The sequence below is a fragment of the Pseudomonas sp. Irchel s3f10 genome (assembly GCF_900187515.1).
Classification (GTDB): Bacteria; Pseudomonadota; Gammaproteobacteria; order Pseudomonadales; family Pseudomonadaceae; genus Aquipseudomonas; species Aquipseudomonas tensinigenes.
The window spans coordinates 954,648-977,786 of sequence record NZ_FYDZ01000001.1; the positions used below are offsets into that span (position 1 = coordinate 954,648).

The following is a 23,139-nucleotide window of genomic DNA, read 5'->3' on the forward strand; positions in this document are numbered from 1 at the left end:
GTCATATTACGCCCCCCCATGGACGCAGATTACTGTCGCTTCTGCATGTAATCATCTAGCAGGGCCGCTGGGAATTGAAGCAGGTTCATAACACTTTCTTTCAACTTCTCGGCTTCCTCTAGCGAGTCTGATTGAATGATGGAAACCAGAGTCGAGTGAGCTGCGCCTAGGGAAATAGTCCGATATTCCACATAGAAGCAACTCAGTCCACACTCAGCTAGCAGGTTGAACGTATTCTGTGCTTTTTCTTCGTCTTCTTTGACGGTGAGCCTACCTCGCAAACCAGCAAGGGCACTTTTGTTGTCATCCGTCAAAACAGGGGATTTCTCTTCACTCTCACTCAATAGGCGCGCTTGCTTTGCAATATCTGCCACAGCTTTCTTCTGAAGCTGCTCCAAGGTGCACACACCTTTAAGCAATGCGGCAAGATTCGCTAAATGCTCGATAGAGATACGGTGAATGGCGGATGCTTGCACATTTAAATCGTGTTTAAGCAGCAGAATAACAGCTTCGGAGTTTTCCAGAATCTTTTCCCAGAACTTCAAAGCCGTTGCGAGTTCAGGATTACTTGAAGGGTTGGTGGCGGACAATAGTGCGAACTTGGAGTTCTTGATAGCGTCAATTAATGTTTGCGTAACAGTCATGATGTTCCGTCATCTCTAGTGGGTTGGAAAGAAGGTTTATTGTGTAAAATTGCATGGAGAATCTTGGGGCGAGTTCATACGGTTTGCAGAGCTGATAAAGCCTGAACTTCATCCGGATAAATCGGGTAGAGTCCGAATCCACATATGGCACGAGCACACGGGATTATGAGTAAAACCTCCTGGGCTGGCAATCCAAAGGATACATCGAGGAGCGCCAAATTCTGACAAAGGGCGAGCAATAAAGACCAGAATCATATTTTCGACCCTGAACCGAGACATTGATGACCACTCAAACCTCATTGCCAGCGCTCTCTTAGCGCGTCTCTGCGCCTTGCTGATACTCCCGCGGCGTACAACCCAACTCCCGGCGAAACACCGTGTGCAGATACTGCGCAGATTTAAACCCACAACTGCGCGCAACGTCGGCAATCACCGAGTCGGTACTTGTCAGGCCCTTGGTCGCCGCTGCCAGTTTGAAACGCAAAATCTCGTCATGCACGCTACAACCACGCTCAGCACGAAAATGCGCTTCAAGTGATGAACGCGACACACCGACATAAGCCGCCACCTGCGCTGTTTTAATGCCTTGGCAAGCATATTGGCGAATAAACAGCAGCGCCTGCATGACGTACGGATTGCCCAACGGCTGGTGCAAACTCGACACCTGCACGTTGACCGCATCGGGAGGAATCAGGATTTGTGTACCGGTGGATGGCATGCCATGGAGCATCTGATGGAGTAATTGCGCGGCGGTTCGGCCCATGGTTTCCGTGCCCTGGATGACCGAACTCAGCGGCACCCGGGTCAGGCTGCGGGTCAGCGGATCGTTGTCGATGCCAATCAATGCCACCTGCTCCGGCACGGCAATCCCGGCAGTCAGGCAGGCTTGTAGCAACTGGCGCGCGCGGGCGTCGCTGACGGCGATGATGCCGATGGGTTTGGGCAGGCTTTGCAGCCAGGCGATCAGTTGTTCGACGGCGCTGTCCCACAGCGGTGCGCTGGTGCCCATGCCGCGATAGATTTCGCCGTGCAGGCCGTCGCGTTTCATCAGTTTACGAAAGGCTTTTTCGCGCTCCTGCGCCCAGCGATTGGCCTGCGCTTCAGGCAGGCTGAAGCAGGCGAAACGCTGCAGTCCCGCCTCGATCAAGTGCGTGTAGGCCAGCGTTATCAGTGCGTTGTTATCGGTGGCGACGTAGGGAATCGCTTTCGGATAGGCCCGCTTGTCCTCGTACGAGCCCCCTACCGCTACCACCGGCATCTGGATATCGGCCAGCGCCTCGCCAATCAGCGGATCGTCGAAATCGGCAATGATCCCGTCGCCCTGCCAGCGCTCGATGCCTTTCAAACGACAGAGAAAGTCCTCCTCGAGAAACAGGTCCCAGGAGGCGCGGGTGCTGCTCAGGTAGTTGCCGATGCCGCTGATGATGCCACGGTCGTAGATCTTGCTGCCGTTGAACAACAGGGCGATGCGGTGAACAGGCGGTACGGTTTTCATTGTTTTTATGCTTGTTCGAGGCCCCCTTCTCAAGGAGACGGTTTGCACAGACTAGGCGCGTGGGCGACGAAGCTCAATACGCAAAATCGCACTCGGTGTTGATGTTTTTCATAATCAGCGGGTACAGGGCCGTTGCTAGTATCGAGACACCGCCAAGAACAACAAGGACAAGGTCCATGCAGTATTTCCCCGATGTCGATGCGATTCGCTACGAAGGTCCGGATAGCGATTCCCCCCTCTCCTTTCGTTACTACGACGCCGACAAACTGATCCTCGGCAAACCCATGCGTGAACACCTGCGCATGGCCGCCTGTTACTGGCACACGTTCGTCTGGCCGGGTTCCGATGTGTTCGGTGCGGGGACGTTCAAGCGCCCTTGGCAACACGCCGGCGATCCCATGGAATTGGCGATCGGCAAAGCAGCCGCGGCCTTCGAATTCTTTTCCAAACTGGGTATCGACTATTACTGCTTCCATGACACCGATGTCGCCCCGGAAGGCCAGTCACTGAGGGAATACCGCAACCACTTCGCGCAAATGGTTGATCACCTCGAGCAACACCAGGAAGCCAGCGGCATCAAGCTGCTGTGGGGCACCGCCAATTGCTTCAGCAACCCGCGTTTCGCTGCCGGCGCCGCGAGCAACCCGGACCCGGAAGTGTTCGCCTGCGCCGCTGCTCAGGTGTTCAGCGCCATGAACGCGACCCATCGCCTGAAAGGCGCCAACTACGTGTTGTGGGGCGGTCGCGAAGGTTACGAAACCCTGCTCAACACGGACTTGAAACGCGAGCGTGAACAACTCGGCCGCTTTATGCGCATGGTGGTCGAACACAAGCACAAGATCGGTTTCACCGGCGACCTGCTGATCGAGCCCAAGCCGCAGGAGCCGACCAAGCACCAATACGATTACGACAGCGCCACCGTGTTCGGCTTTCTTCAGCAGTTCGGGCTGGAACACGAAATCAAGGTCAACATCGAGGCTAACCACGCGACCCTGGCTGGGCATAGTTTCCATCATGAGATCGCGACGGCGGTCTCGCTGGGGATTTTCGGCAGCATCGACGCCAACCGGGGTGATCCGCAGAACGGCTGGGACACCGATCAATTCCCCAACAGCGTCGAAGAAATGACCCTAGCCACCTATGAAATTCTCAAGGCTGGCGGGTTCAAGAACGGCGGGTTCAACTTCGACTCCAAGGTTCGCCGCCAGAGCCTCGATCAGATCGATCTGTTCCATGGCCACGTCGGCGCCATGGACGTTCTCGCGCTGTCTCTGGAACGCGCAGCGGCCATGGTGCAGAACGACGAACTGCAACGGCTCAAGGATCAACGCTACGCCGGTTGGCAGCAGCCGTTCGGGCAAGCGGTGATGGCCGGCGACTTCAACCTTGAATCGCTGGCCGAGCACGCGTTCACCAACGAGTTGAACCCGCAAGCCGTCAGCGGCCGCCAGGAAAGGCTCGAGAACATCGTCAATCGGTTCATCTATCGCTGATCACAGAGGAAGTCTGCGGGCGCATCCACACGGTGACATTTCTACGACAAATCTGTGCCTGCGGCGCCTGCGGATTCTCTACAGTTTTACCAGCCCGATACTCATCGTCAGGCCGTGTCTTTCCAACAACAATAAAAGGACGCCCCACTATGAAGAACGTAAAACGCACGCTATTGGCCACTGCCCTGGCGCTGCTGTCACTGCCGGTGATGGCTGACGCTGCCCACCCGAAAATCGGTTTCTCCATTGATGACCTGCGCCTGGAACGCTGGTCGCGTGACCGTGATTACTTCGTCGCGGCGGCCGAACAAATGGATGCCAAGGTCTTCGTGCAGTCGGCCGATGCCAACGAACAGAAGCAGATTTCCCAGATCGAAAACCTGATTTCCCGGGGTGTCGATGTCATCGTCATCGTGCCGTTCAACGCCACGGTGCTGACCAACGCGGTGGCCGAAGCGAAGAAAGCCGGGATCAAAGTCGTCTCCTACGATCGGCTGATCCTCAACGCCGATGTCGACGCCTACATTTCCTTCGATAACGAAAAGGTCGGTGAGATGCAGGCCAGCGGCGTACTGAATGCCGCGCCCAAGGGCAATTACTTCCTGCTCGGTGGTGCGCCCACCGACAACAACGCCAAGATCCTGCGTGAAGGCCAGATGAAAGTGCTGCAACCGGCCATCGACAAGGGCGATATCAAGATTGTCGGCCAACAGTGGGTGAAGGAATGGAACCCGACCGAGGCGCTGAGCATTGTTGAAAACGCCCTGACCCGTAACGACAACAAAATCGACGGCATCGTTGCCTCCAACGACGCCACCGCCGGTGGCGCCATTCAGGCACTGGCGGCACAGCAACTGGCCGGCAAGGTGCCGATTTCCGGGCAAGACGCCGACCTTGCCGCAGTCAAACGAGTGATCGCCGGCACGCAAACCATGACCGTGTACAAACCGCTGAAACTCATCGCCACGGAAGCGGCCAAGCTCTCGGTGCAACTGGCGCGCAACGAAAAACCCGCCTTCAGCTCGCAGTACGACAACGGCAGCAAAAAGGTCGACACCATCCTGCTCACGCCAACCCCACTGACCAAGGACAACATCGACCTGCTCGAACAGGACGGCTTCTACACCAAGGCGCAAATTGCCGGGAAGTGATCTCCGGTAATGCGAAAAACCCTTGTGGGAGCGAGCTTGCTCGCGAAGACGGCAGCACATTCAGTATCGATGCCAGCTGAACCACCGCTTTCGCGAGCAAGCTCACTCTCACAGGTTTCGTGGTGTGTGAGTCTTTGATATACGAGCCCTGTCCATGTCCGACTATCTGCTGCAAATGAACGGCATCGTCAAAACCTTCGGCGGTGTCAAAGCGCTCAACGGCATCGACATCAAAGTCAGACCCGGCGAGTGCGTTGGCCTGTGCGGCGAGAATGGCGCTGGCAAATCCACGCTGATGAAGATCCTTTCCGCGGTTTATCCCCACGGCACTTGGGACGGTGAAATCCTCTGGGACGGACAACCACTCAGAGCCCAATCGATCAGCGAAACAGAAGCCGCCGGCATCGTCATCATTCACCAGGAACTGACGCTGGTGCCCGACCTGTCGGTGGCCGAAAACATCTTCATGGGCCATGAACTGACGCTGCCCGGCGGACGCATGAATTACCCGGCGATGATCCACCGCGCCGAAGCGTTGATGCGCGAACTGAAAGTCCCCGACATGAACGTCTCGCTGCCGGTTTCGCAGTACGGCGGCGGCTATCAGCAACTGGTGGAGATCGCCAAAGCCCTGAACAAAAAGGCCCGCCTGCTGATCCTCGACGAGCCTTCATCAGCCTTGAGCCGTTCGGAAATCGAGGTGTTGCTGGACATCATCCGCGATCTCAAAGCCAAAGGCGTAGCCTGCGTCTACATCTCGCACAAGCTCGATGAAGTGGCCGCCGTGTGCGACACCATTTCGGTGATCCGCGACGGCAAACACATCGCCACCACCGCCATGGCCGACATGGACATTGCGCAGATCATCACGCAGATGGTCGGCCGCGAAATGAGCAACCTCTACCCCAGCGAGCCACACGATATTGGCGAGGTGATTTTCGAGGCCCGGCACATCACCTGCTACGACGTCGACAACCCCAAGCGCAAACGGGTCGACGACATTTCCTTCGTGCTCAAGCGAGGCGAAATCCTCGGCATCGCCGGGCTGGTCGGTGCCGGCCGTACCGAACTGGTGACCGCGCTGTTCGGCGCTTATCCCGGTCGCCACGAGGGCGAAGTCTGGCTCGATGGCCAACCCATCGACACGCGCACGCCGCTCAAATCAATCCGTGCCGGCCTGTGCCTGGTGCCAGAGGACCGCAAACGCCAAGGCATCATTCCTGACCTGGGCGTCGGCCAGAACATCACCCTCGCCGTGCTGGACAACTACTCAAAACTGACCCGCATCGATGCCGAAGCCGAACTGGGCAGCATCGATCGAGAAATCTCGCGCCTGCACCTGAAGACCGCCAGCCCGTTCCTGCCGATCACCAGCCTCTCGGGGGGCAATCAGCAAAAAGCCGTGCTGGCGAAGATGCTGTTGGCCAAACCCCGGGTACTGATTCTCGATGAGCCGACCCGAGGCGTGGACGTCGGCGCCAAATACGAAATCTACAAATTGATGGGCGCGCTGGCCGCCGCCGGCGTGTCGATCATCATGGTCTCGTCGGAGCTGGCCGAAGTGCTCGGCGTTTCCGACCGCGTGCTGGTGATAGGCGAAGGCCAGTTGCGTGGTGACTTCATCAACCATGAATTGACGCAGGAACAAGTGCTCGCCGCCGCCCTTAGCCAGTCTGGCAGGCATAACAATAATGATCGGAAATCCGCGTAAATGAATCAGGTCAAACAACTGTTCACCCGCTACAAAATGCTCGCATTGGTGTTTGCCGTGGTGCTGATCTGGCTGTTTTTCAGCTGGCAGACCGAGGGCGGATTTCTCACTCCGCGCAACCTTTCCAATCTGCTTCGACAAATGTCGATTACCGGCATTCTTGCCTGCGGCATGGTGCTGGTGATCATCAGCGGCGAGATCGATTTGTCGGTCGGTTCATTGCTCGGCCTGCTCGGCGGCCTCGCGGCGATTCTCGATGTGGTCTACCACATTCCGCTGCTGGCGAACCTGAGCCTGGTCGCCCTCTGCGGGCTGATGATCGGCCTCGCCAACGGCTACATGGCGGCTTATCTGCGCATCCCCTCGTTCATTGTCGGCCTGGGCGGCATGCTGGCTTTTCGCGGGATTCTGCTGGGGATTACCGGCGGCACGACCATCGCGCCGGTATCGCCGGAGCTGGTCTACATTGGCCAGGGTTACTTGCCCCACGCGATCGGCACTGGTCTTGGCGTTCTGCTGTTTGCGCTGACGGTATTCCTGACCTGGAAACAACGGCGCAATCGCGCCCTGCACGGCCTCGCGGCGCATTCATTGGTGCGCGATGTCATCCGTGTGTTGGTGATCGGCGCTGTGCTCGCCGGTTTCGTGCAGACGCTCAACAGCTACGACGGCATTCCAGTGCCGGTCCTGTTGCTGCTGATTTTGCTGGGCGTGTTCAGCTACGTCACCAGTCAGACCGTGTTCGGTCGTCGCGTCTATGCGGTGGGCAGCAATATGGAAGCGACGCGCCTGTCCGGCATCAATGTGCAGGCGGTGAAGCTGTGGATCTTCGGGATCATGGGCGTGATGTGCGCCCTCGCCGGCGTGGTCAACACCGCACGCCTGGCCGCCGGTTCGCCTTCGGCCGGGAGCATGGGCGAACTTGATGCCATCGCCGCCTGCTTCATCGGCGGCACCTCCATGCGCGGCGGCTCCGGCACGGTGTACGGCGCCCTCCTCGGCGCGCTGGTCATTACCAGTCTGGATAACGGCATGTCCATGCACGACGTCGACAGTTACTGGCAGATGATCGTCAAGGGCAGCATTCTGGTGTTGGCGGTTTGGGTGGATGTCAGTACGCGGACCGGGCGCCGTTGAGCCGCAGGCATCACGCGCCGGGCGTGGTCGCCGCCGTCGGGCTGAGAATTTCCATCAGGAAATCGATAAACACATTGATCCGGCTGGAGCCTCGGTGATTGGGTAAATACAAGGCGTTGATGCAGGTGCTGGCACTGCCGGGATTGACCTCGTAGTGCTCAAGCAAGCGGGTCAGCCGGCCGGCTGCGACGTCGTCGCGGACCAGCCAGTCGGCCAGCAGCGTCACCCCGCCGCCGCCGATGGCTGCTTCGCGCAGGATGTCGGCGTTGTTGCTTTGCAGGCGCCCATGGACGTTGAGCTGAATGGGCGCGTCTTCATTCTGAAAGGTCCAGTGCTGGTGGGTGCCGCCGTAATCGAAACGCAGGCATTGATGCTCCAGCAAATCCCGTGGATGACTGAGCGCCGCGCTACTCGCCAGATAATCCGGGCTGGCCACCACCCAGCGTTCGAACTGCCCCACGCGTTTGCTGACGATGTCTTCACTGACCACCGACGATCCGAGTCGTACCGAAACATCGATCTGCTCGCTGAGCAGGTCGCTGACCTGATCGCTCAGCGACAGACTGATCTCCAGACCCGGATGCCGCTCGAGCAAGCGGCTCAGGTGCGGCGCGATCAGGCGTCGGCCGAACTCCACCGGCACGCTGATGCGCAGACGGCCTTGCGCTTCGGCGCCACGATCGGCGACGACAGCATCGGCTTCGTCGATCGCGTCGAGAATCGCCACGGCTTTTTCGAAATAGGTCTGCCCGGCAACGGTCACGCTGGTGTTGCGCGTGGTGCGATTGAGCAGGCTCGCGCCCAGTTCGTGTTCCAGCCCGGCCACTTGCCGTGTCACTGACGACGTGGATATCCCGAGTTTGCGCGCTGCCGAGGAATAACCCCCGCAGCGCACGGTTTCCACAAACATCTTCAGTGCCAGCAACTTGTCCATAAGCGGGGTCCGGTCGAAAGGGAACGCGGATGATTGTGCATCACTGTTCCCCCGACGTCTTGTACCGCCGTGCTTGAACACACTTGCCGGCTGTTCAGTCATCGGCCTTGCGACTCAGGAACAACCCGAGCGCGAGCGCTGGCAGCAGCGCCACCGCGACGGCGGACAGGTTCCAGCCGAAGTGCTCGTACAGCGGACTGGCGACAAGCGACCCCACCGCGCCGCCGACGAAAATGCTGGTCATGTACACGGCGTTCAGGCGCGCACGGCTGTGGGGATCAAGGGCGTACACCTCACGCTGGCCGAGCACCATGTTCAATTGCACGGCAAAATCCAGCAGCACCGCACACACCACCAGCCAGACATAGCCGCTGCCTGGGAGTGCGGCGATCAACAGCGAAACCGGCGCCAACAGCAACGCGACCAGCGTCCCGCGCCGAGCATACCCGGCATCGGCCAGACGTCCGGCAATCGGCGCTGCAATGGCACCCACCGCACCGACCAGCGCGAAGATCGCCACGTGGGCCTGAGTGAAGCCGTGGTGACGCATCAGTTCAATCGGCGCGAGGGTCCAGAACAGACTGAAACTGGCAAACAACAGTCCTTGATACAGCGAGCGCTGACGCAACAGCGGATAGCGCCGGGCCAAGGCAAACACCGAACCAATCAGCGCAGCATAAGAGGCCTTATGCGTCGGCAGTCGACGCGGCAGTGCCACAGCGGTAATCAGAGCGATGACGGCCATCAGGGCTGATGCGCTGTAAAACACCCCGCGCCAGCCGAACACTTCAACCAACAGGCTCGACAGTGGCCGTGACAACAGAATGCCCAGCAACAGACCGCTCATGATATTGCCGACGACGCGGCCACGGCTGGCCTCGGGCGCCAGGTGCGCCGCCAGCGGCACGAGGATCTGCACGGCCACCGAGGTCAGACCGATCAGCAAAGACAACAGCAGGAACATCGACGGTGAATGGGTCAGCCCGGCGCACAGCAATGTGACGCTCGCCGCCAGGGTGAAGCCGACCACCAACCGACGGTTTTCCATCAGGTCGGCCAGTGGCACCAGCAGTAACAGGCCCAGCGCGTAGCCAAACTGCGTCAGCGAAACGATCAGGCTGGCATTGGCGCTGGACAGACCGATCTGCGGTGCAATCAGTTCGACGATCGGCTGTGCGTAATAAAGATTGGCCACGACCGCGCCACAGCAAAATGCCAGGAACGCGACCATCAGGCCGGAAAGTGAAGTTGGCTGTTCGGCATTCGCCGCAACGGCCGGGTTGCCCGTGAGCATGATGACACCTCATTGAGTTCAGGAAAGTGCTGCCAAGGCTACGGCCCTGTGGCGATGCGCAGAATCCACGCGGCGGGCAACGCAGTGATGCGTCCGGCGCAACGGCGCAGGTGTTGCTTCTCGCGCAACGCGCTGTTGCGTGCGCCGCTGATTCTCCGACGCTGGTGGTTTCTCTACGCTTTGGCCTCTGGCGCTGTCGTCCCCATCGGCGCCCTTCCCCGGCTGTTACAAGGAGCGTTGTCATGACCCGTATCCCATCCGTTCTGCCATTGCCTGCCGCGTTTTTTCCTGTGTCATGAACAGCTCATTTCTGAAGTCCAGAACGCTATGGATCAGCGTGGCCGTCGTCGCCGTGCTCGGCCTGATCGGCGCCATTTGGCTGATGTGGCGCCCGGCAATTACACCGATCGAGCGCCCGACGATGTTCGATACTGCGCAGTTGCAACGCGGGGCGCGGGTGGTCGAGGCCGGCGATTGTGCGGTCTGTCATTCCCGCCCCGGTGGTGAATATCTGGCCGGCGGGCTGCCGCTGGTAACGCCGTTCGGCACTCTGTACAGCACCAACATCACCCCGGACGTAGAGACCGGTATCGGCCAATGGTCGCTGCCGGCCTTCGAGCGGGCGATGCGTCAGGGCATTGCTCGCGATGGTCACTTGCTCTATCCGGCGTTCCCCTACGTGCACTACCGGCGCATGAGCGCAGCAGACATCGCCGACGCTTATGCCTACTTGATGAGCGGCCCTGCCGTACACGCGCCGGCCGAGCAGAACCAGATGAACTTTCCGATGAACATTCGTCCGTTGGTGGCGTTCTGGAACCTGCTGTTCCTGCACGGTGAGCCACTGACGCCGCTGGCGGGGCGCAGCGAAGCGTGGAATCGAGGGCGTTATCTGGTCGACGGTCCGGGCCATTGCGCTGGCTGCCATTCGCCGCTGAACCTGATCGGCGCGGAAAAATCCTCGGAATACCTACAGGGCGGCAGCGTCGATGGCTGGCAAGCGCCCGCACTGGTCGGCATGGGCCAGCGCGGCAACCCGTGGCGTCGTGAGCAACTGGTGCGCTATCTGCGCGCCGAGATCGTTGATGGCCACGGCACACCCGCCGGGCCGATGCGTCCGGTCAGCTTGAGTCTGGCCCGCTTGCCTGCCAGTGAAGCCGAGGCGATCGCCGAGTATTTGCTCAGTCTGGAAAACCCGCGTTCGGTGACAGAGACAACGCCGAAGACGCCTGCCAGTGAAGCGGCAGACCACTCGACCGGCGCCCTGCTCTTCAGCAGCGCTTGCGCCGGCTGCCATGGCCCGGCGGCACCGATGCGCACCATCGATGGTCGCCCGGGCCTGGAAAACACCTCGGCGCTGCAAGCGGCCAGTTCGCGCAACTTCCTCAAAACCGTACTTGAAGGCTTGCCCGCCGCAACCGGATCGCCCGGCCCGCTGATGCCTGCGTTCGCCGCCAGCCTGGACAACGCGCAACTCGGCGCACTGGCCGCGTATCTGCGTCAGCAAGCCAGCCCCGATCAGCCGTGGGCCGACCTCTCTTCCACTAATGAAGCGTTACGTCAGGAGACGAAATGAGCCAGATCACTCTCAACGTCAACGGAGCCGCGCAACCGCTTGAGCTGGAGCCGGACATGCCGCTGCTTTATGCGCTGCGCAATCATTTGAACCTCAACGGCGCCAAATACGGCTGCGGTCTCGGCCAATGCGGTGCCTGCACGGTGATCGTCGATGATCGACCGGTGTTCGCCTGCCTGACGCCCTGCGCCGGTCTCGAAGGCAAAAAAATCCGCACCGTGGAAAGCCTCGGCAGCGCGGAACAACCCGGCCCTCTGCAAGCCGCGTTCATCGAGAAACAGGCCGCGCAATGCGGCTACTGTATCGCCGGCATGCTGATGCGCGCGCAGGCGTTGCTTGAGCGTAATCGCCACCCGGATGAGGCGACCATTCTCGAGCATATGGCCGGCAACCTGTGCCGCTGCGGTACGCACTTGCGGATCATCGAGGCGATCAAACAGGTGGCCGGGCACAACGGGAGCCTGACATGAGTGAGTCGAATGAACTGAATCCGAGCCGACGCGCGTTCTTGCGCGGTGGCGCGTTGCTGGTGGCATTCACCCTGCTGCCGGTGGCGCGACGTGTGTTGGCGGATACCGAAGTCGATACGCTCGGCACGGTGGTCCTCGCGCACGACCTGCCCGGCAGCCTGCGCACCAACCCGTTTCTCGACGCCTGGATCCGCATCGGCGCCGACGGCATTACCGTTTACACCGGCAAGGTCGAATTGGGCACTGGAGTGAAAACCGCGCTGCTGCAAATCGCCGCCGAACGTTTGCAGGTGCCGGCGACCGCTATCAACCTGCTCACCGCCGACACCGCGCTGACACCCAACGAAGGCTACACCGCCGGCAGCCACAGCATTTTCGACAGCGGTACCGCGTTATATAACGCCGCCGCCCAGGTACGCGAAATGCTCGTCGAGGCCGCCGCGCGCAGTTGGCAGGTTGATGCAGCACTGCTGAGCACCCGCGACGGTGTGATCGAAGGCCCGGCCGCTCAGCGGATGAGTTACGCCGAAGCGGTCAAGCATGTCGATGTGCATCAATATGCCAAGGCTCAGTCACCGGCGATGGCTGCCGTTGATTTCAAACTCATCGGCCATTCGTTACCGCGCCTCGACATCCCGGCGAAGGTCAGCGGTGGCGCAGCCTTCGTCCAGGACATGCGCCTGCCGGGCATGCTGCATGCGCGGGTGATCCGCCCGCCCCGTCCCGGCTGCACGCTGCAAGCATTCGATGCGGCGTTCATTGAGGCGTTGGCTGGGGTGGTCAAGGTGATCCGCGACGGCAACTATCTGGCGGTACTCGCCCATGATGAGTGGCAAGCGATCAAAGCCATGCGCCGTGCCAACGAGGTGGCGCAATGGAGCGAGGGCGAAGCAATCCCCGAGGCGGCCGAGATTCATGGCCTGCTCAAACGCCTGCCCTCACGGCGCTATCCGATCAGCCACAACGGCACGCCGAGCGGCGCGGCCGACACGCGTTTTCAGGCGCGGGTCACCAAGCAATATCTGATGCACGGCTCGATCGGCCCGTCTTGCGCGGTGGCCTGGTTCAAGGACGGCAATCTCACGGTCTGGACCCACACCCAAGGCGTTTACCCGCTGCGCGCCGGCATTGCCGAAATGCTCGGTCTGCCACCTGAGCGGGTGCGCTGTATTCATACCGAAGGCTCAGGGTGCTACGGGCATAACGGCGCCGATGATGCCGCCGCCGATGCGGCATTGATCGCGCTGCGCGTGCCCGGTACGCCGGTGCGCGTGCAATGGATGCGCGAACAGGAAAATCTTTGGGAGCCGTATAGCTCGGCGATGGTCACCGAAGTCGACGCCGGCCTCAGCCACGGCCGCCTGCAGGACTGGGCCTACGAACTCTGGACCACGCCGCACAACGAACGCATCGTCAACGCTGGGCGTCTGCTGCCGGCACGCTTGCTCGCGCGGCCCTTCGCCTCGGCGCCATCCGTGCCGATCGCCCAGCCCGAAGGCGATGGTGATCGCAATGCGGTGCCGCTGTACGAGTTGAACTCGACGCGCATCAACATGACCTTCGTCACCGAAATGCCCTTTCGCACCTCGGCCATGCGTTCGCTGGGTGCGCACATCAACATCTTCGCCATCGAGGCGAGTATCGACGAGCTGGCGATCAGGGCCGGCATCGACGCGGTCGCCTTGCGTCTGGACCATCTCAGCGACCCGCGTGCTCGCGCGGTCGTAGAGCGTGTGCGTGATGAGATCGGTTGGCCGCAAAAAAGCAACGAGCCCGGCGCCGGTATCGGTTTCGCCTTTGCCCGCTACAAAAACATCATGGGTTACTGCGCCATCGCCGTGAAGCTGCGGGTGCATTCGCAGACCGGCGAGATTCGCATCGATCACGTGGTGACGGCGGTTGACGTTGGCCAGATCGTCAGCCCCGACGGCCTGCGCAATCAGGTCGAGGGCGGCATCGTGCAGTCCGCGAGCTGGACCCTGTACGAAAAAGTCGCCTACGACGCGGGGGGCATTCGCAGCTACGACTGGAGCGGTTATCCGATTCTGCGTTTCACACAGCTGCCGAAAAAAGTCGATGTGCATTTGCTCGACCAACCGGGAGAACCGTTCCTCGGTGCCGCTGAAATCGTCCAGGGGCCGATGGCCGCCGCCCTTGGTAACGCCGTGGCCAACACCACCGGCCGTCGCTGGCTGAACCTGCCACTCACGCGCTCAAACCAACCCGCCTGAGCCACGCCCGTGTTCATCGCTAATGAGCACGGGCGTCGTTGCGCCCTGCGCAAAACAGCGTAGCGCCGGTCACCGATTATCAGCCCCGCTGAGCGCGGTTAAGTTAGCGGCACTGGTTCGCGGCCCCGCTGCCGCGCTTGAATTCCTTCTATTGAAATATGGAGCTACCCATGACCCGTCGTCTGTTCCAACCCCTCGCACTCGGTCCTTACACCCTCGCCCATCGCGTGGCGATGGCGCCGTTAACGCGCTCACGCGCCGGCCAACCGGGCGATGTGCCGACGCCGATGAACGCCGAGTACTACCGCCAGCGGGCCAGTGCCGCGCTGATCATCACCGAAGCCACGCAAATCTCCCGGCAAGCTCAGGGTTACGCCTGGACGCCGGGCATCTACAGCCCTGAGCAAGTTGAGGCGTGGCGTGACGTCAGCGCGGCGGTGCATGAGGCCGGCGGGTTGATCTTCATGCAGCTGTGGCACGTCGGTCGGGTGTCCCACCCCAGCTTTCAACCTGATGCCGGCCTGCCGGTTGCACCCAGCGCGCTGCCGGTGCCGGGCAAGACGTTTATCGTCGATGAAAACGGTAACGGCGTCTGGGGTGATGTGCCGGTGCCGCGCGCGCTGGAAACCGCGGAAATCGCCGGCATCGTCGAGGACTACCGCGTGGCCGCGCGCAACGCATTGCAGGCGGGCATGGACGGTGTGGAAATCCATGCCGGCAACGGTTACCTGCTCGATCAGTTTCTTAACAGCAACAGCAATCAGCGTGACGATGCCTATGGCGGCAGCGTGGAGAATCGCGCGCGGTTTCTGCTGGAAGTGGTCGCAGCCGTCGCCGAGGAAGTCGGCGCCGAACGGGTCGGCGTGCGCCTGACGCCGATGGGGCGTTTCATGGGCATGGGCGATGACACTCCAGAGGCCACCTTCGGCCACCTCGTCGAAGCGCTCAACCAATGGAACCTGGCCTACCTGCACCTGGTCGAGCCGGCGATGGTCGGCACAGTCAAGGACGAGAGTTTCGACCCGCGCTGGGACGCGATCATTGCCCAGTTGCGCAAAACCTGGAACGGCGTGCTGATTCTGGCGGGCGGCTACGATGCGCAATCTGCCGAAAAGGCGCTGATTGCCGATCGTGCCGACATCATCGCGTTTGGCCGCCCGTTCCTGGCCAACCCGGACTTGCCGCGTCGGCTGCACGATGGCTTGGTGCTCAACGCGCCGGATCCGAGCAGCTTTTTCGGTGGGGATCAGCGGGGATACATCGATTATCCATTTCATGCCTGAACAAATGCAGACCTATGGGAGGGGCGGACTCGCCCCTTTTTTATTAGGTCATACGATCTCTTCGCCTAATCCAAGGCGTGGGAAATCCACCGAAACGTCAAACATATGCGTAGCTGTGCGCTTTCAGGTCTATTGCCCGACGTCGCCGAATGCGATAAAACGGGTTGGTTGTACGACAACTAATAAAAACCAAGTCGTTCGAACGGCTAACAATCCTGAGATCTGCCATGCCTCGCCCTACCGCTACGCAAACCGTACCGCCGCCCTACCCCTGTTACCTGGCCGTGATCATTCTGTTGTGCATGGGCTGTGCGTTTGCCGGCAATCATGTGGCGGCGCGAGTCGCCTTTGATGATGGTGCGGGTGTGCTGCTGGCGATTTTGATGCGTTCCGGGGGGACCTTGCTGGTGCTCGCCATCCTGGTGCTGTGGCAAAGACAAAGTCCGCGCTTGCCGACGGGTGCCTGGCGCTGGCAACTGTTGTTGGGGTTGCTGATCACTGCGCAGAGTCTGTGTCTGTATTCCGCCGTCGCACGGGTGCCGGTGGCGCTGGCCCTGCTGGTGGCGAACGTGTTCCCCATTCTGCTGGCATTGCTCACCTGGGCGTTGGGTGGCCCGCGACCGAGCGCACGCACCGCGACATTGATGGGTCTGATTCTCTTGGGCCTGGTGTTTGTGCTGGATGTCCCCGGGCGGCTCTCGACCACGACAGACGTCAGTGCGCAATGGCTGACGGGCGTTGCGCTCGCATTCTGCGCCGCCAGCGTGTTCGCCTGCGCGCTGTGGATCACCGACCACAAACTGTCTCAGGTACGTGGCTCGGTGCGCAGTCTGCTGACCATTTTCATCGTGTTCAGCAGCGTCAACCTGGCTGGGCTGACGGGCGCCATTCCCAGTGGATTGAACCTGCCCGCCACCTCGACCGGATGGCTGGCCCTCGCCACTCTGGTGGTGCTGTACGGCACAGGTTTTATCGTCCTGTTCATTTCGGTACCTCGCCTCGACATGCCGCGCAATGCGCCGGTCATGAACATCGAGCCATTGGCAACGCTGCTGATGGGCTGGATTGTGCTGGATCAGATGCTCAGTACAGGACAGATTCTCGGCGGGGTGATCGTGGTCACGGGCATCGTTTTGCTGACCTATCGTAAATCAGTGGTCAAGGCTGAGGTTAAAGCCAATGCGTGAGGGTTTCTCTCCAGTGGTCAGGTTCGTGATTAACCCAAAGCAGTATCGAGAAACATCATCACCCCAAAGCCGAGCATCAGTCCCAACGTGGCCGGGGTCTCATGCCCGTTGCGATGAGTCTCGGGAATGACCTCATGGGACACCACAAAAATCATCGCCCCGGCTGCCAAACCGAGCGCAATGGGATATCCCAACGCAAAGCTGCTGGAAATACCCAAGCCGACGATGGCGCCAATGGGCTCCATCAACCCCGAACCCACCGCAATCAGTGCTGCGCGCAGTGCGGAGATGCCGGTTACGCGTAATGCCAGGGCGACTGCCAGACCTTCGGGAATGTCTTGAATGGCGATGGCAGTCGTCAGCGGCAGTCCCACCTTCATATCGCCATTGGCGAAGCTCACGCCAATGGCCATGCCTTCCGGCAGGTTATGCAGTGTGATTGCCAGGACGAACAACCAGACACGATTGATGCGCTGCGCATCTGGCCCCCGGCGTCCGCTTTTCTCGTGTTCGTGAGGCACGAAACGATCAAGACCGACCATCAGCGCTACGCCCAATCCCAAACCTGCGACGACGACGCAGGCTGCGAGCAGTTGGTTATCGCAAAGCGCCTGAGCCGCTTCTATGCCCGGCAGAATCAGCGAAAACGAACTGGCGGCCAGCATCATCCCGGCGGCAAAGCCGAGCATGATGTCTTGGGTTCGGGCGGCGATGTCTCGCAATGCAATCGCTACGACAGCACCGATTGCCGTGGCAGCGAAGCCGGTCATGCCACCGATAAAGGCGAAGTACAGATTCTGTTTGTTGGCCCCGACGAAGGCGCCATACCCGCTAATCAGCAGGAAGATTGTCACCCCGATCAAAATTGACCAGAAGACGCGCCCGCCCCACCCGGATCCTGAGAAACGGGCGAACCAGGAACGAGGTGGCGCGCCTGATGAGGACAACGGCTCGGGCATGGAAACCTCCTGTTTTGTTGATTCGATCTTTTCAGCGGATGCGGATAACCAACGTACATGACCTCAATGGTAATCGTCTCCGGCGACTGCGCGCAGGTACGCGATGTCAGCTTCTCTTCGCAGGTCGCGCCATTCATCCCAACTGAGCAGGCCCAAGCGATCCATTTCATCTGACTGGCGCAGCAGTTCGTCGTGATAGGCGTCTGGACAGTCCCTTCGCAGTTCAAGGTTTTCCAGTGCACGTTGCCAGGCCGCCAACGCGAGTAATTTGGTTTCTTGTGCGAATGTCAGTTGGTTCTTGAACGCGTTCATTTCGCCCACCCCGAACATTTCCCGGTTGAGCGACCGATTTCGGGTTAGGTTCAAAATGTCTGACGAAAAGCGGATGACTGAAAGCTTTCTGCTGACGTGGCCACCAACCAATCCCAGCTCATGGATGGGGTAACGGTATGGGGCAATCGCCCCGCCACTCAATTCAGTGGTCGGGACGATGCGGTTTCCTGCGTCAAGGCGCTATCAGGAAGCATCAATCCAGATGGTTTTGATCTCAGTGTATTGGTCGTGCGCCCAGATCGACTTGTCGCGTCCGCCAAACCCCGACTCTTTGTAGCCGCCGAATGGCGTAGAGGCGTCGCCCTCACCGAAGCAGTTCACCGTGACAATCCCGGCGCGAATCCCGCGCGAGAGTTTCAGGGCATGGCGCAGGTTGCCGGTGTAAGCCGATGCTGCCAGGCCGTAGGCCGTGTCGTTGGCCAGCTCAATGGCTTCGTCAACGGTCTGGAACGTGGTGACGCTCAGCACCGGGCCGAAGATTTCTTCCTGGAACAGACGGCTATCGCGACTCACACCGTCAACGATGGTGGGTTCGACGAAGATGTCGTCGCGGGTGTTTCCGCCCACCAACACGCTGAGGTTCTCGTCGCGGGCCACATCAAGGTAGGAGCGCACCTTGTCGAAATGCGCCTTGCTGATCATCGAGCCCAAGCGATTTTCAGGATCCAGTGGATCACCCATTTTCCAGTCACCCAAATGAACCTGCACACGCTGCAACAGTTCATCCTTGACGTCGGCGTGGACGATCAGCCGCGATGAGGCCGAGCAGTTTTCACCCATGTTCCAGAACGCACCGTTCACCACGTGCTGAGCGACGAGGTCGATGTCTTCGACATCATTCATCACCACGGCAGGGTTCTTGCCGCCACATTCCAGCACGATGCGTTTCAGGTTCGATTCGCTGGAATACTTGAGGAACAGTCGCCCGGTGTCAGTTGAACCGGTGAAGCTGACCATGGCCACATCCGGGTGACGGCCCAGTGGCTCGCCCGCCTCTTTCCCGCCCCCAGGCACGACGTTGAACACGCCGGCGGGAATCCCCGCCTGATGCGCCAGTTCGGCGACGCGCAGAGTGCTTAGGGTAGTTTCCTTGGCCGGTTTGACCACGATTGAACAGCCGGCGGCCAGCGACGGACCGATTTTCCAGGCGAGCATCAGCAGCGGGAAGTTCCAGGGCAACACCAGGCCGACAACGCCGATCGGTTCGCGCACCACCATGGTCACCGCACCAGAGCCGACCGGCGCCGTAGCGTCGTAGATCTTGTCGATCAGCTCGGCATGCCAACGCAACGTATGAATCGTCTCCGGCACGTCGATGTTCTGGCATTCACGAATCGGTTTGCCACTGTCCAGGCTTTCCAGCACCGCCAGCTCATGGGCGTTGTCTTCCAGCAACTGGGCAAAGCGCAGCAATACCGATTTGCGTGCGGACGGCGCCAGTGAATGCCAGCGTGCGTCATCGAAGGCTTCCTTGGCAGCGGCGACGGCGGCATCGACGTCGTCGGCATCGCACGCGGCGATCTCGGTCAATACCTGTTCGGTAGCCGGGTTGGTCGTGGTGAATGTCTTGCCCGATCTGGAGGCGCAGAACTGGCCGTTGATGAACGCTTGGTTGCGAAATTCGAGTTTCGCAGCCAGCTCGAGGTATTGCTCTTTACTCAGCAGATCTGCCATTTCAAGCCTCCTCGACGATACGCGCGACGTTTTTCTGCAGGGTTTTGATCACGCTTTCCAGCGCTTGCTTCTCGGCAGGCTCCAGCGCTTGCAGTGGCGCACGGACCCCGCCGGCACGCAGCCCACTGAGTTCGCTGCCATGTTTGATCGACTGCACGAACTTGCCGTTCTCGAGGAAATCCATCAACGGCAACATCGCCGACATGATCCGCCGGCCCTTATCGAAATTTTTCTCGAGGACACAGGCTTCGTAGAGCGCGATGTGTTCGCGCGGGATGAAGTTCGAGCCGGCGCAAACCCAGCTGCGCGCGCCCCAGGCGAAAAACTCCAGCGCCTGATCATCCCAGCCACAGGACAACTGGATCGACGGATGAGCGTGAGCCAGACGGTGCAGGCGGCTCATCTCGCCCGAGCTTTCCTTGATCGCGGCGATGTTCTTGCAGCCAGCGATGGCTTCGAAAAATTCGTCGCCCATCGCCACGCCCATCCGCGACGGATAGTTGTAAAGCATGATCGGCAGCCCGGCGGCCTTATCCACGGCGAGCACATGGGCGGCAATTTCCTTTTGCGTCGGCAAGGCATACGGTGGCGAACCGACCAGGATGGCGTCTGCTTTTAGGGACTTGGCCTTTTCGGCGAAGTACACCGAGTCTTCGGTACGAATGCCGCCGGTGCCGATGACCAGCGGCAAGCGTCCGCGGATCACCTCTTTGGCCCGCTCGGCGACGGCCACGCGCTCCTCGGCGGTGTGCGCGTAATACTCGCCGGTGGAGCCGCCAATAACGATGCCGTGAACCTTGGACTCGATCAGGTATTCGAGCACGTCGGAGAACGCCGAATAGTCGATCTGGCCATCAGCGGACAACGGGGTAATGGCAGGGGTAAAAATTCCGTCAAAGTTCATAGCGTTTTCTCCAGTGGTTCAATGTTCAATCCGTGCGCCCGACGGCATGCCGGGCTGATCGTGGTTATTGGCGGCGCAAGCCTTCAGGACGGCAGCAGAGCGACGAGGCTTCAGCGACCGGTCAACGCAGACTCAGCTTTCTCTCCCGGCGCGGTACTGCCCCCACTTGAGGTTCATGTTCACCCCAAGCGAAAGGAACGGTTCTGGCGGGTTGCTGTTGGGGCCTGGCGCCTGCAACAGGAAATCAATCAGTGGCTCACGCTGCCCTGCCAGCCAGTCAGCGAGCAACTTGCCGGTGACGGTTCCGCGCGTGACACCCAGACCGTTGCATCCCAGCGCGCCATAAACATTGGGCGCCAGTTCACCGAAGAAGCCGTTGTGGTTGCGCGACATGGCCAAGGCGCCGCCCCACGTGTAGTCGAACGTCACGCCTGGCAACATCGGGAACCGCTGATCGAATGAAGCCTTATGCCGACGCACGAAACGCTCGTTGTATTTGCTGTTGCTACGACCATCCGGGTTGAAGGTGAAACTGTTGCGGATCAGCAGGCGGTTATCCGGGGTGCGGCGCACCGTGGTGCCGAACGGATCCGCCGGAATGGCGCCCCAGAACGGTTTGCCACCGAGGCGCGCCTGTTCTTCTTCGGTCAGCGGCCGCGTGATGCTCGCGTAGGTGTAGATCGGCAACATGCGCCCTTGCAGGAAACCGAAGCGCATGCCGAACGAGTTGTTCGCCAGAATCAGCTTGTCGGCAGTGATGCTGCCGTGGGCGTGTTTGAGCAGTGTCTTGGCGCCGTACTCCACTTCCAGAATCGGCGTGCGCTCGTACAGCGTGACGTTCGATGGCAGATGGTCGGCGAGACCTTTCACCAGTCCGGACGGTTGCAGTAGCACCGCACCCGGGGTGAACAATGCCTGGCGGTAAAACCGCGTGCCCAGGTGTTCGGGCAATTCGTCGGCATCAATCATTTGAAAGGGCTGATCGAGTTTTTCCAGGCCCCGGCGATAGGCATCGAGTACGGCGATACCGCGATTCTCTACCGCCGCCTGATATTTGCCGCAGGCTTTCATCTGGCAGTCAATGCGGTATTGATCGACCAGCTCGCGAAGTATCGATTGGCCGGCCAGATTGAGTTTCAAACTGGTCCGGGCAAGCGCGATGTCACCGATGTAATCCTCAGCACCAATGTCATGGGGAAGATCAATGGCAAAACCGGCGTTACGTCCCGATGGCCCCAGTCCGACTTCCTGCGCTTCGATCAGCACCACTTCGTCGTCGGGAAAATTCAACGCCAGCTGCCGCGTGCACGCCAGTCCCGTGAAGCCGGCACCGATGATCACCCAGCGGGCTGAACGGTGGCCGCGGTGAGCCGGCTCGGGACTGCGTGGCTTGCTCAAATGAAACCAGCCACAACTATCATCATCGGCGGGTAATGAACTGACTTTCATAGTGTTAAACCGTTAATCGTGAAGTTGCAAAACGCACGCGGCACAAAGCAAACGCACGCAGTGGCGTTGATCCGGAAACTTGTAAAACTGGCACTTGCGCAAACAGTGACGATTGGCTGTTTGTTTTAAAAATTCGCCGCCACGGCATAACGGCCGCTACTGGCATAGTCGTTGGCGTAGTAATAATCCCTGAAGGTCATGGGCGGTAAGCCGAACAGGTCCTTGAAGCGTTTATAAAAGTGCGGATAACTGACAAACCCGGTGGCCAGAGCGACATCTGTCAACGAGCGATCACTTTGCACAATCAATTGCCGAGCCCGGGTCAAACGCAGTTCCAGGTAGTAGCGATTCGGTGCCGCATTCAGATAGCGGGCAAACCTTCTTTCCAGTTGCCGGCGTGACACGCCGACCTGGCTGGCGATTGCGTCAATTTCCAACGGTTCCTCAATGTTTTTTTCCATCAAGTCGAGCGCGATGTTCAAAGGCTTGGGAATCGCTGAACAGCGCAGACTGTCGGCAGTCTTCGGTTGAAGATGTCCAGACTGGTGAACCCTTTTTATTTCATCAACCAATGGCGCATCGTTGTGCGCACCCAGTTCCTGCATGATCGCCAAGGTCATATCCAGCGCTGAATGAGCGTTGGCGCAAGTGGCCCGGCGCTGTGTGCAAATAAACTCGCGAGTCGATACCTTCAACTGCGGGAAATATTCATGGAGCAGACCGCAGCTGTCGCTGTGACAAGCAAAGTCTCCAGTCTCGAGCAAACCGGCATCGGCCAGATAAAACGCGGCATTCCAGCAACCGGCAACGATCCCTTTGCCCGAGGACTTCTTCAGCACTCGGCGCAGCACTGGCTGCGTGGCAAGCCTCACACGCTGGCCTCCGACGACAATCACTGCATCATGAATGAAGCCTTCCGCCACCAGTCTTTGCGAGGCCAGCGACACGCCGATATCACTTTCAACCAGCCCGCCCTGCAGTGAGTAGGTCGACACCTGGTAAATCGTTTCGCCATTGATCAGGTTTCCAGTGGCCAGGGCATCCATCGCCGTTGAAAGGGTCGTCAACGAAAAATGATCGAGCAGGATAAACGCCACCCGCACCACACGTTCATGGCCCGACATCACGGTGGATGGGCGAAAGCCGATGTTCTGTTGTTTCAACGGACTCTGGAACGTTTCCATCTTGCGTCACCCGCTCACCTTCACTTGAAA

19 protein-coding genes are annotated in these 23,139 nt (G+C 59.9%); 9 read left to right on the top strand and 10 right to left on the bottom strand.

Annotated features, from left to right (window positions below; all coding sequences use genetic code 11):
- Positions 1-29: 29 nt before the first annotated feature.
- Positions 30-644: a DUF5677 domain-containing protein gene (locus CKW17_RS04455; RefSeq protein ID WP_095118880.1), complete on the bottom strand. Its 615-nt coding sequence runs from the start codon at positions 642-644 to the stop codon at positions 30-32.
- Positions 645-957: 313 nt separating this feature from the next.
- A complete protein-coding gene (locus CKW17_RS04460) occupies positions 958-2,139 on the bottom strand; it encodes a XylR family transcriptional regulator (protein ID WP_095118881.1) in 1,182 nt (393 codons plus the stop codon).
- Positions 2,140-2,315: 176 nt separating this feature from the next.
- Between CKW17_RS04460 and xylA the strand changes: the two genes are divergently transcribed.
- The 4 genes from xylA (at position 2,316) to CKW17_RS04480 (ending at position 7,631) form a co-directional block, all read left to right on the top strand.
- Positions 2,316-3,632: a xylose isomerase gene (gene xylA, locus CKW17_RS04465; RefSeq protein WP_095118882.1), complete on the top strand. Its 1,317-nt coding sequence runs from the start codon at positions 2,316-2,318 to the stop codon at positions 3,630-3,632.
- A gap of 149 nt (positions 3,633-3,781) precedes the next feature.
- On the top strand, positions 3,782-4,783 hold the full coding sequence (gene xylF / locus CKW17_RS04470; protein ID WP_095118883.1) for a D-xylose ABC transporter substrate-binding protein: 1,002 nt from the start codon (positions 3,782-3,784) through the stop codon (positions 4,781-4,783).
- Between the two features lie 154 nt (positions 4,784-4,937).
- Entirely contained in the window at positions 4,938-6,494 is a 1,557-nt protein-coding gene (xylG, locus tag CKW17_RS04475) for a D-xylose ABC transporter ATP-binding protein (RefSeq protein ID WP_095118884.1), read from the top strand.
- A complete protein-coding gene (locus CKW17_RS04480; RefSeq protein ID WP_095118885.1) occupies positions 6,495-7,631 on the top strand; it encodes a sugar ABC transporter permease in 1,137 nt (378 codons plus the stop codon). It begins immediately after the preceding gene.
- 10 nt (positions 7,632-7,641) lie between these two features.
- Here the strand turns inward: CKW17_RS04480 and CKW17_RS04485 are convergent, their stop codons facing one another.
- Entirely contained in the window at positions 7,642-8,565 is a 924-nt protein-coding gene (locus CKW17_RS04485; RefSeq protein ID WP_095118886.1) for a LysR family transcriptional regulator, read from the bottom strand.
- Positions 8,566-8,659: 94 nt separating this feature from the next.
- Positions 8,660-9,859 carry an MFS transporter gene (locus CKW17_RS04490; RefSeq protein ID WP_095118887.1) on the bottom strand — a complete coding sequence of 400 codons (1,200 nt, stop codon included), beginning with the start codon at positions 9,857-9,859 and terminating at the stop codon, positions 8,660-8,662.
- Between the two features lie 295 nt (positions 9,860-10,154).
- On the opposite strand from CKW17_RS04490, the gene CKW17_RS04495 reads away from it, so the two are divergent.
- The 5 genes from CKW17_RS04495 (at position 10,155) to CKW17_RS04515 (ending at position 16,606) form a co-directional block, all read left to right on the top strand.
- Positions 10,155-11,435 (top strand): c-type cytochrome, encoded by a 1,281-nt coding sequence (locus tag CKW17_RS04495; protein ID WP_095118888.1) that lies wholly within the window; start codon positions 10,155-10,157, stop codon positions 11,433-11,435.
- The gene (locus tag CKW17_RS04500) at positions 11,432-11,905 is read left to right on the top strand and encodes a (2Fe-2S)-binding protein (protein WP_095118889.1); all 474 of its coding nucleotides are present in this window, start codon (positions 11,432-11,434) and stop codon (positions 11,903-11,905) included. Before CKW17_RS04495 ends, CKW17_RS04500 begins: the two co-directional genes overlap by 4 nt.
- Positions 11,902-14,136: a molybdopterin cofactor-binding domain-containing protein gene (locus CKW17_RS04505; protein WP_095118890.1), complete on the top strand. Its 2,235-nt coding sequence runs from the start codon at positions 11,902-11,904 to the stop codon at positions 14,134-14,136. Before CKW17_RS04500 ends, CKW17_RS04505 begins: the two co-directional genes overlap by 4 nt.
- A gap of 170 nt (positions 14,137-14,306) precedes the next feature.
- Complete coding sequence (locus tag CKW17_RS04510; protein WP_095118891.1) at positions 14,307-15,419, top strand: alkene reductase; 1,113 nt, start codon at positions 14,307-14,309, stop codon at positions 15,417-15,419.
- A 227-nt stretch (positions 15,420-15,646) separates the two neighbouring features.
- On the top strand, positions 15,647-16,606 hold the full coding sequence (locus CKW17_RS04515; RefSeq protein ID WP_095118892.1) for a DMT family transporter: 960 nt from the start codon (positions 15,647-15,649) through the stop codon (positions 16,604-16,606).
- 29 nt (positions 16,607-16,635) lie between these two features.
- Here the strand turns inward: CKW17_RS04515 and CKW17_RS04520 are convergent, their stop codons facing one another.
- The 6 genes from CKW17_RS04520 to CKW17_RS04545 form a co-directional block, all read right to left on the bottom strand.
- The gene (locus CKW17_RS04520; RefSeq protein ID WP_095118893.1) at positions 16,636-17,565 is read right to left on the bottom strand and encodes a ZIP family metal transporter; all 930 of its coding nucleotides are present in this window, start codon (positions 17,563-17,565) and stop codon (positions 16,636-16,638) included.
- A gap of 63 nt (positions 17,566-17,628) precedes the next feature.
- Complete coding sequence (locus tag CKW17_RS04525) at positions 17,629-17,877, bottom strand: hypothetical protein (RefSeq protein WP_176470030.1); 249 nt, start codon at positions 17,875-17,877, stop codon at positions 17,629-17,631.
- Between the two features lie 204 nt (positions 17,878-18,081).
- Entirely contained in the window at positions 18,082-19,572 is a 1,491-nt protein-coding gene (locus tag CKW17_RS04530; RefSeq protein WP_095118895.1) for an aldehyde dehydrogenase, read from the bottom strand.
- Between the two features lies 1 nt (position 19,573).
- Positions 19,574-20,476, bottom strand: coding sequence for a dihydrodipicolinate synthase family protein (locus CKW17_RS04535; protein ID WP_095118896.1), 903 nt, complete (start codon positions 20,474-20,476; stop codon positions 19,574-19,576).
- A 132-nt stretch (positions 20,477-20,608) separates the two neighbouring features.
- Positions 20,609-21,925: an FAD-binding oxidoreductase gene (locus CKW17_RS04540; RefSeq protein WP_095118897.1), complete on the bottom strand. Its 1,317-nt coding sequence runs from the start codon at positions 21,923-21,925 to the stop codon at positions 20,609-20,611.
- Positions 21,926-22,050: 125 nt separating this feature from the next.
- On the bottom strand, positions 22,051-23,109 hold the full coding sequence (locus CKW17_RS04545) for a GlxA family transcriptional regulator (protein WP_095118898.1): 1,059 nt from the start codon (positions 23,107-23,109) through the stop codon (positions 22,051-22,053).
- Positions 23,110-23,139: the final 30 nt, after the last annotated feature.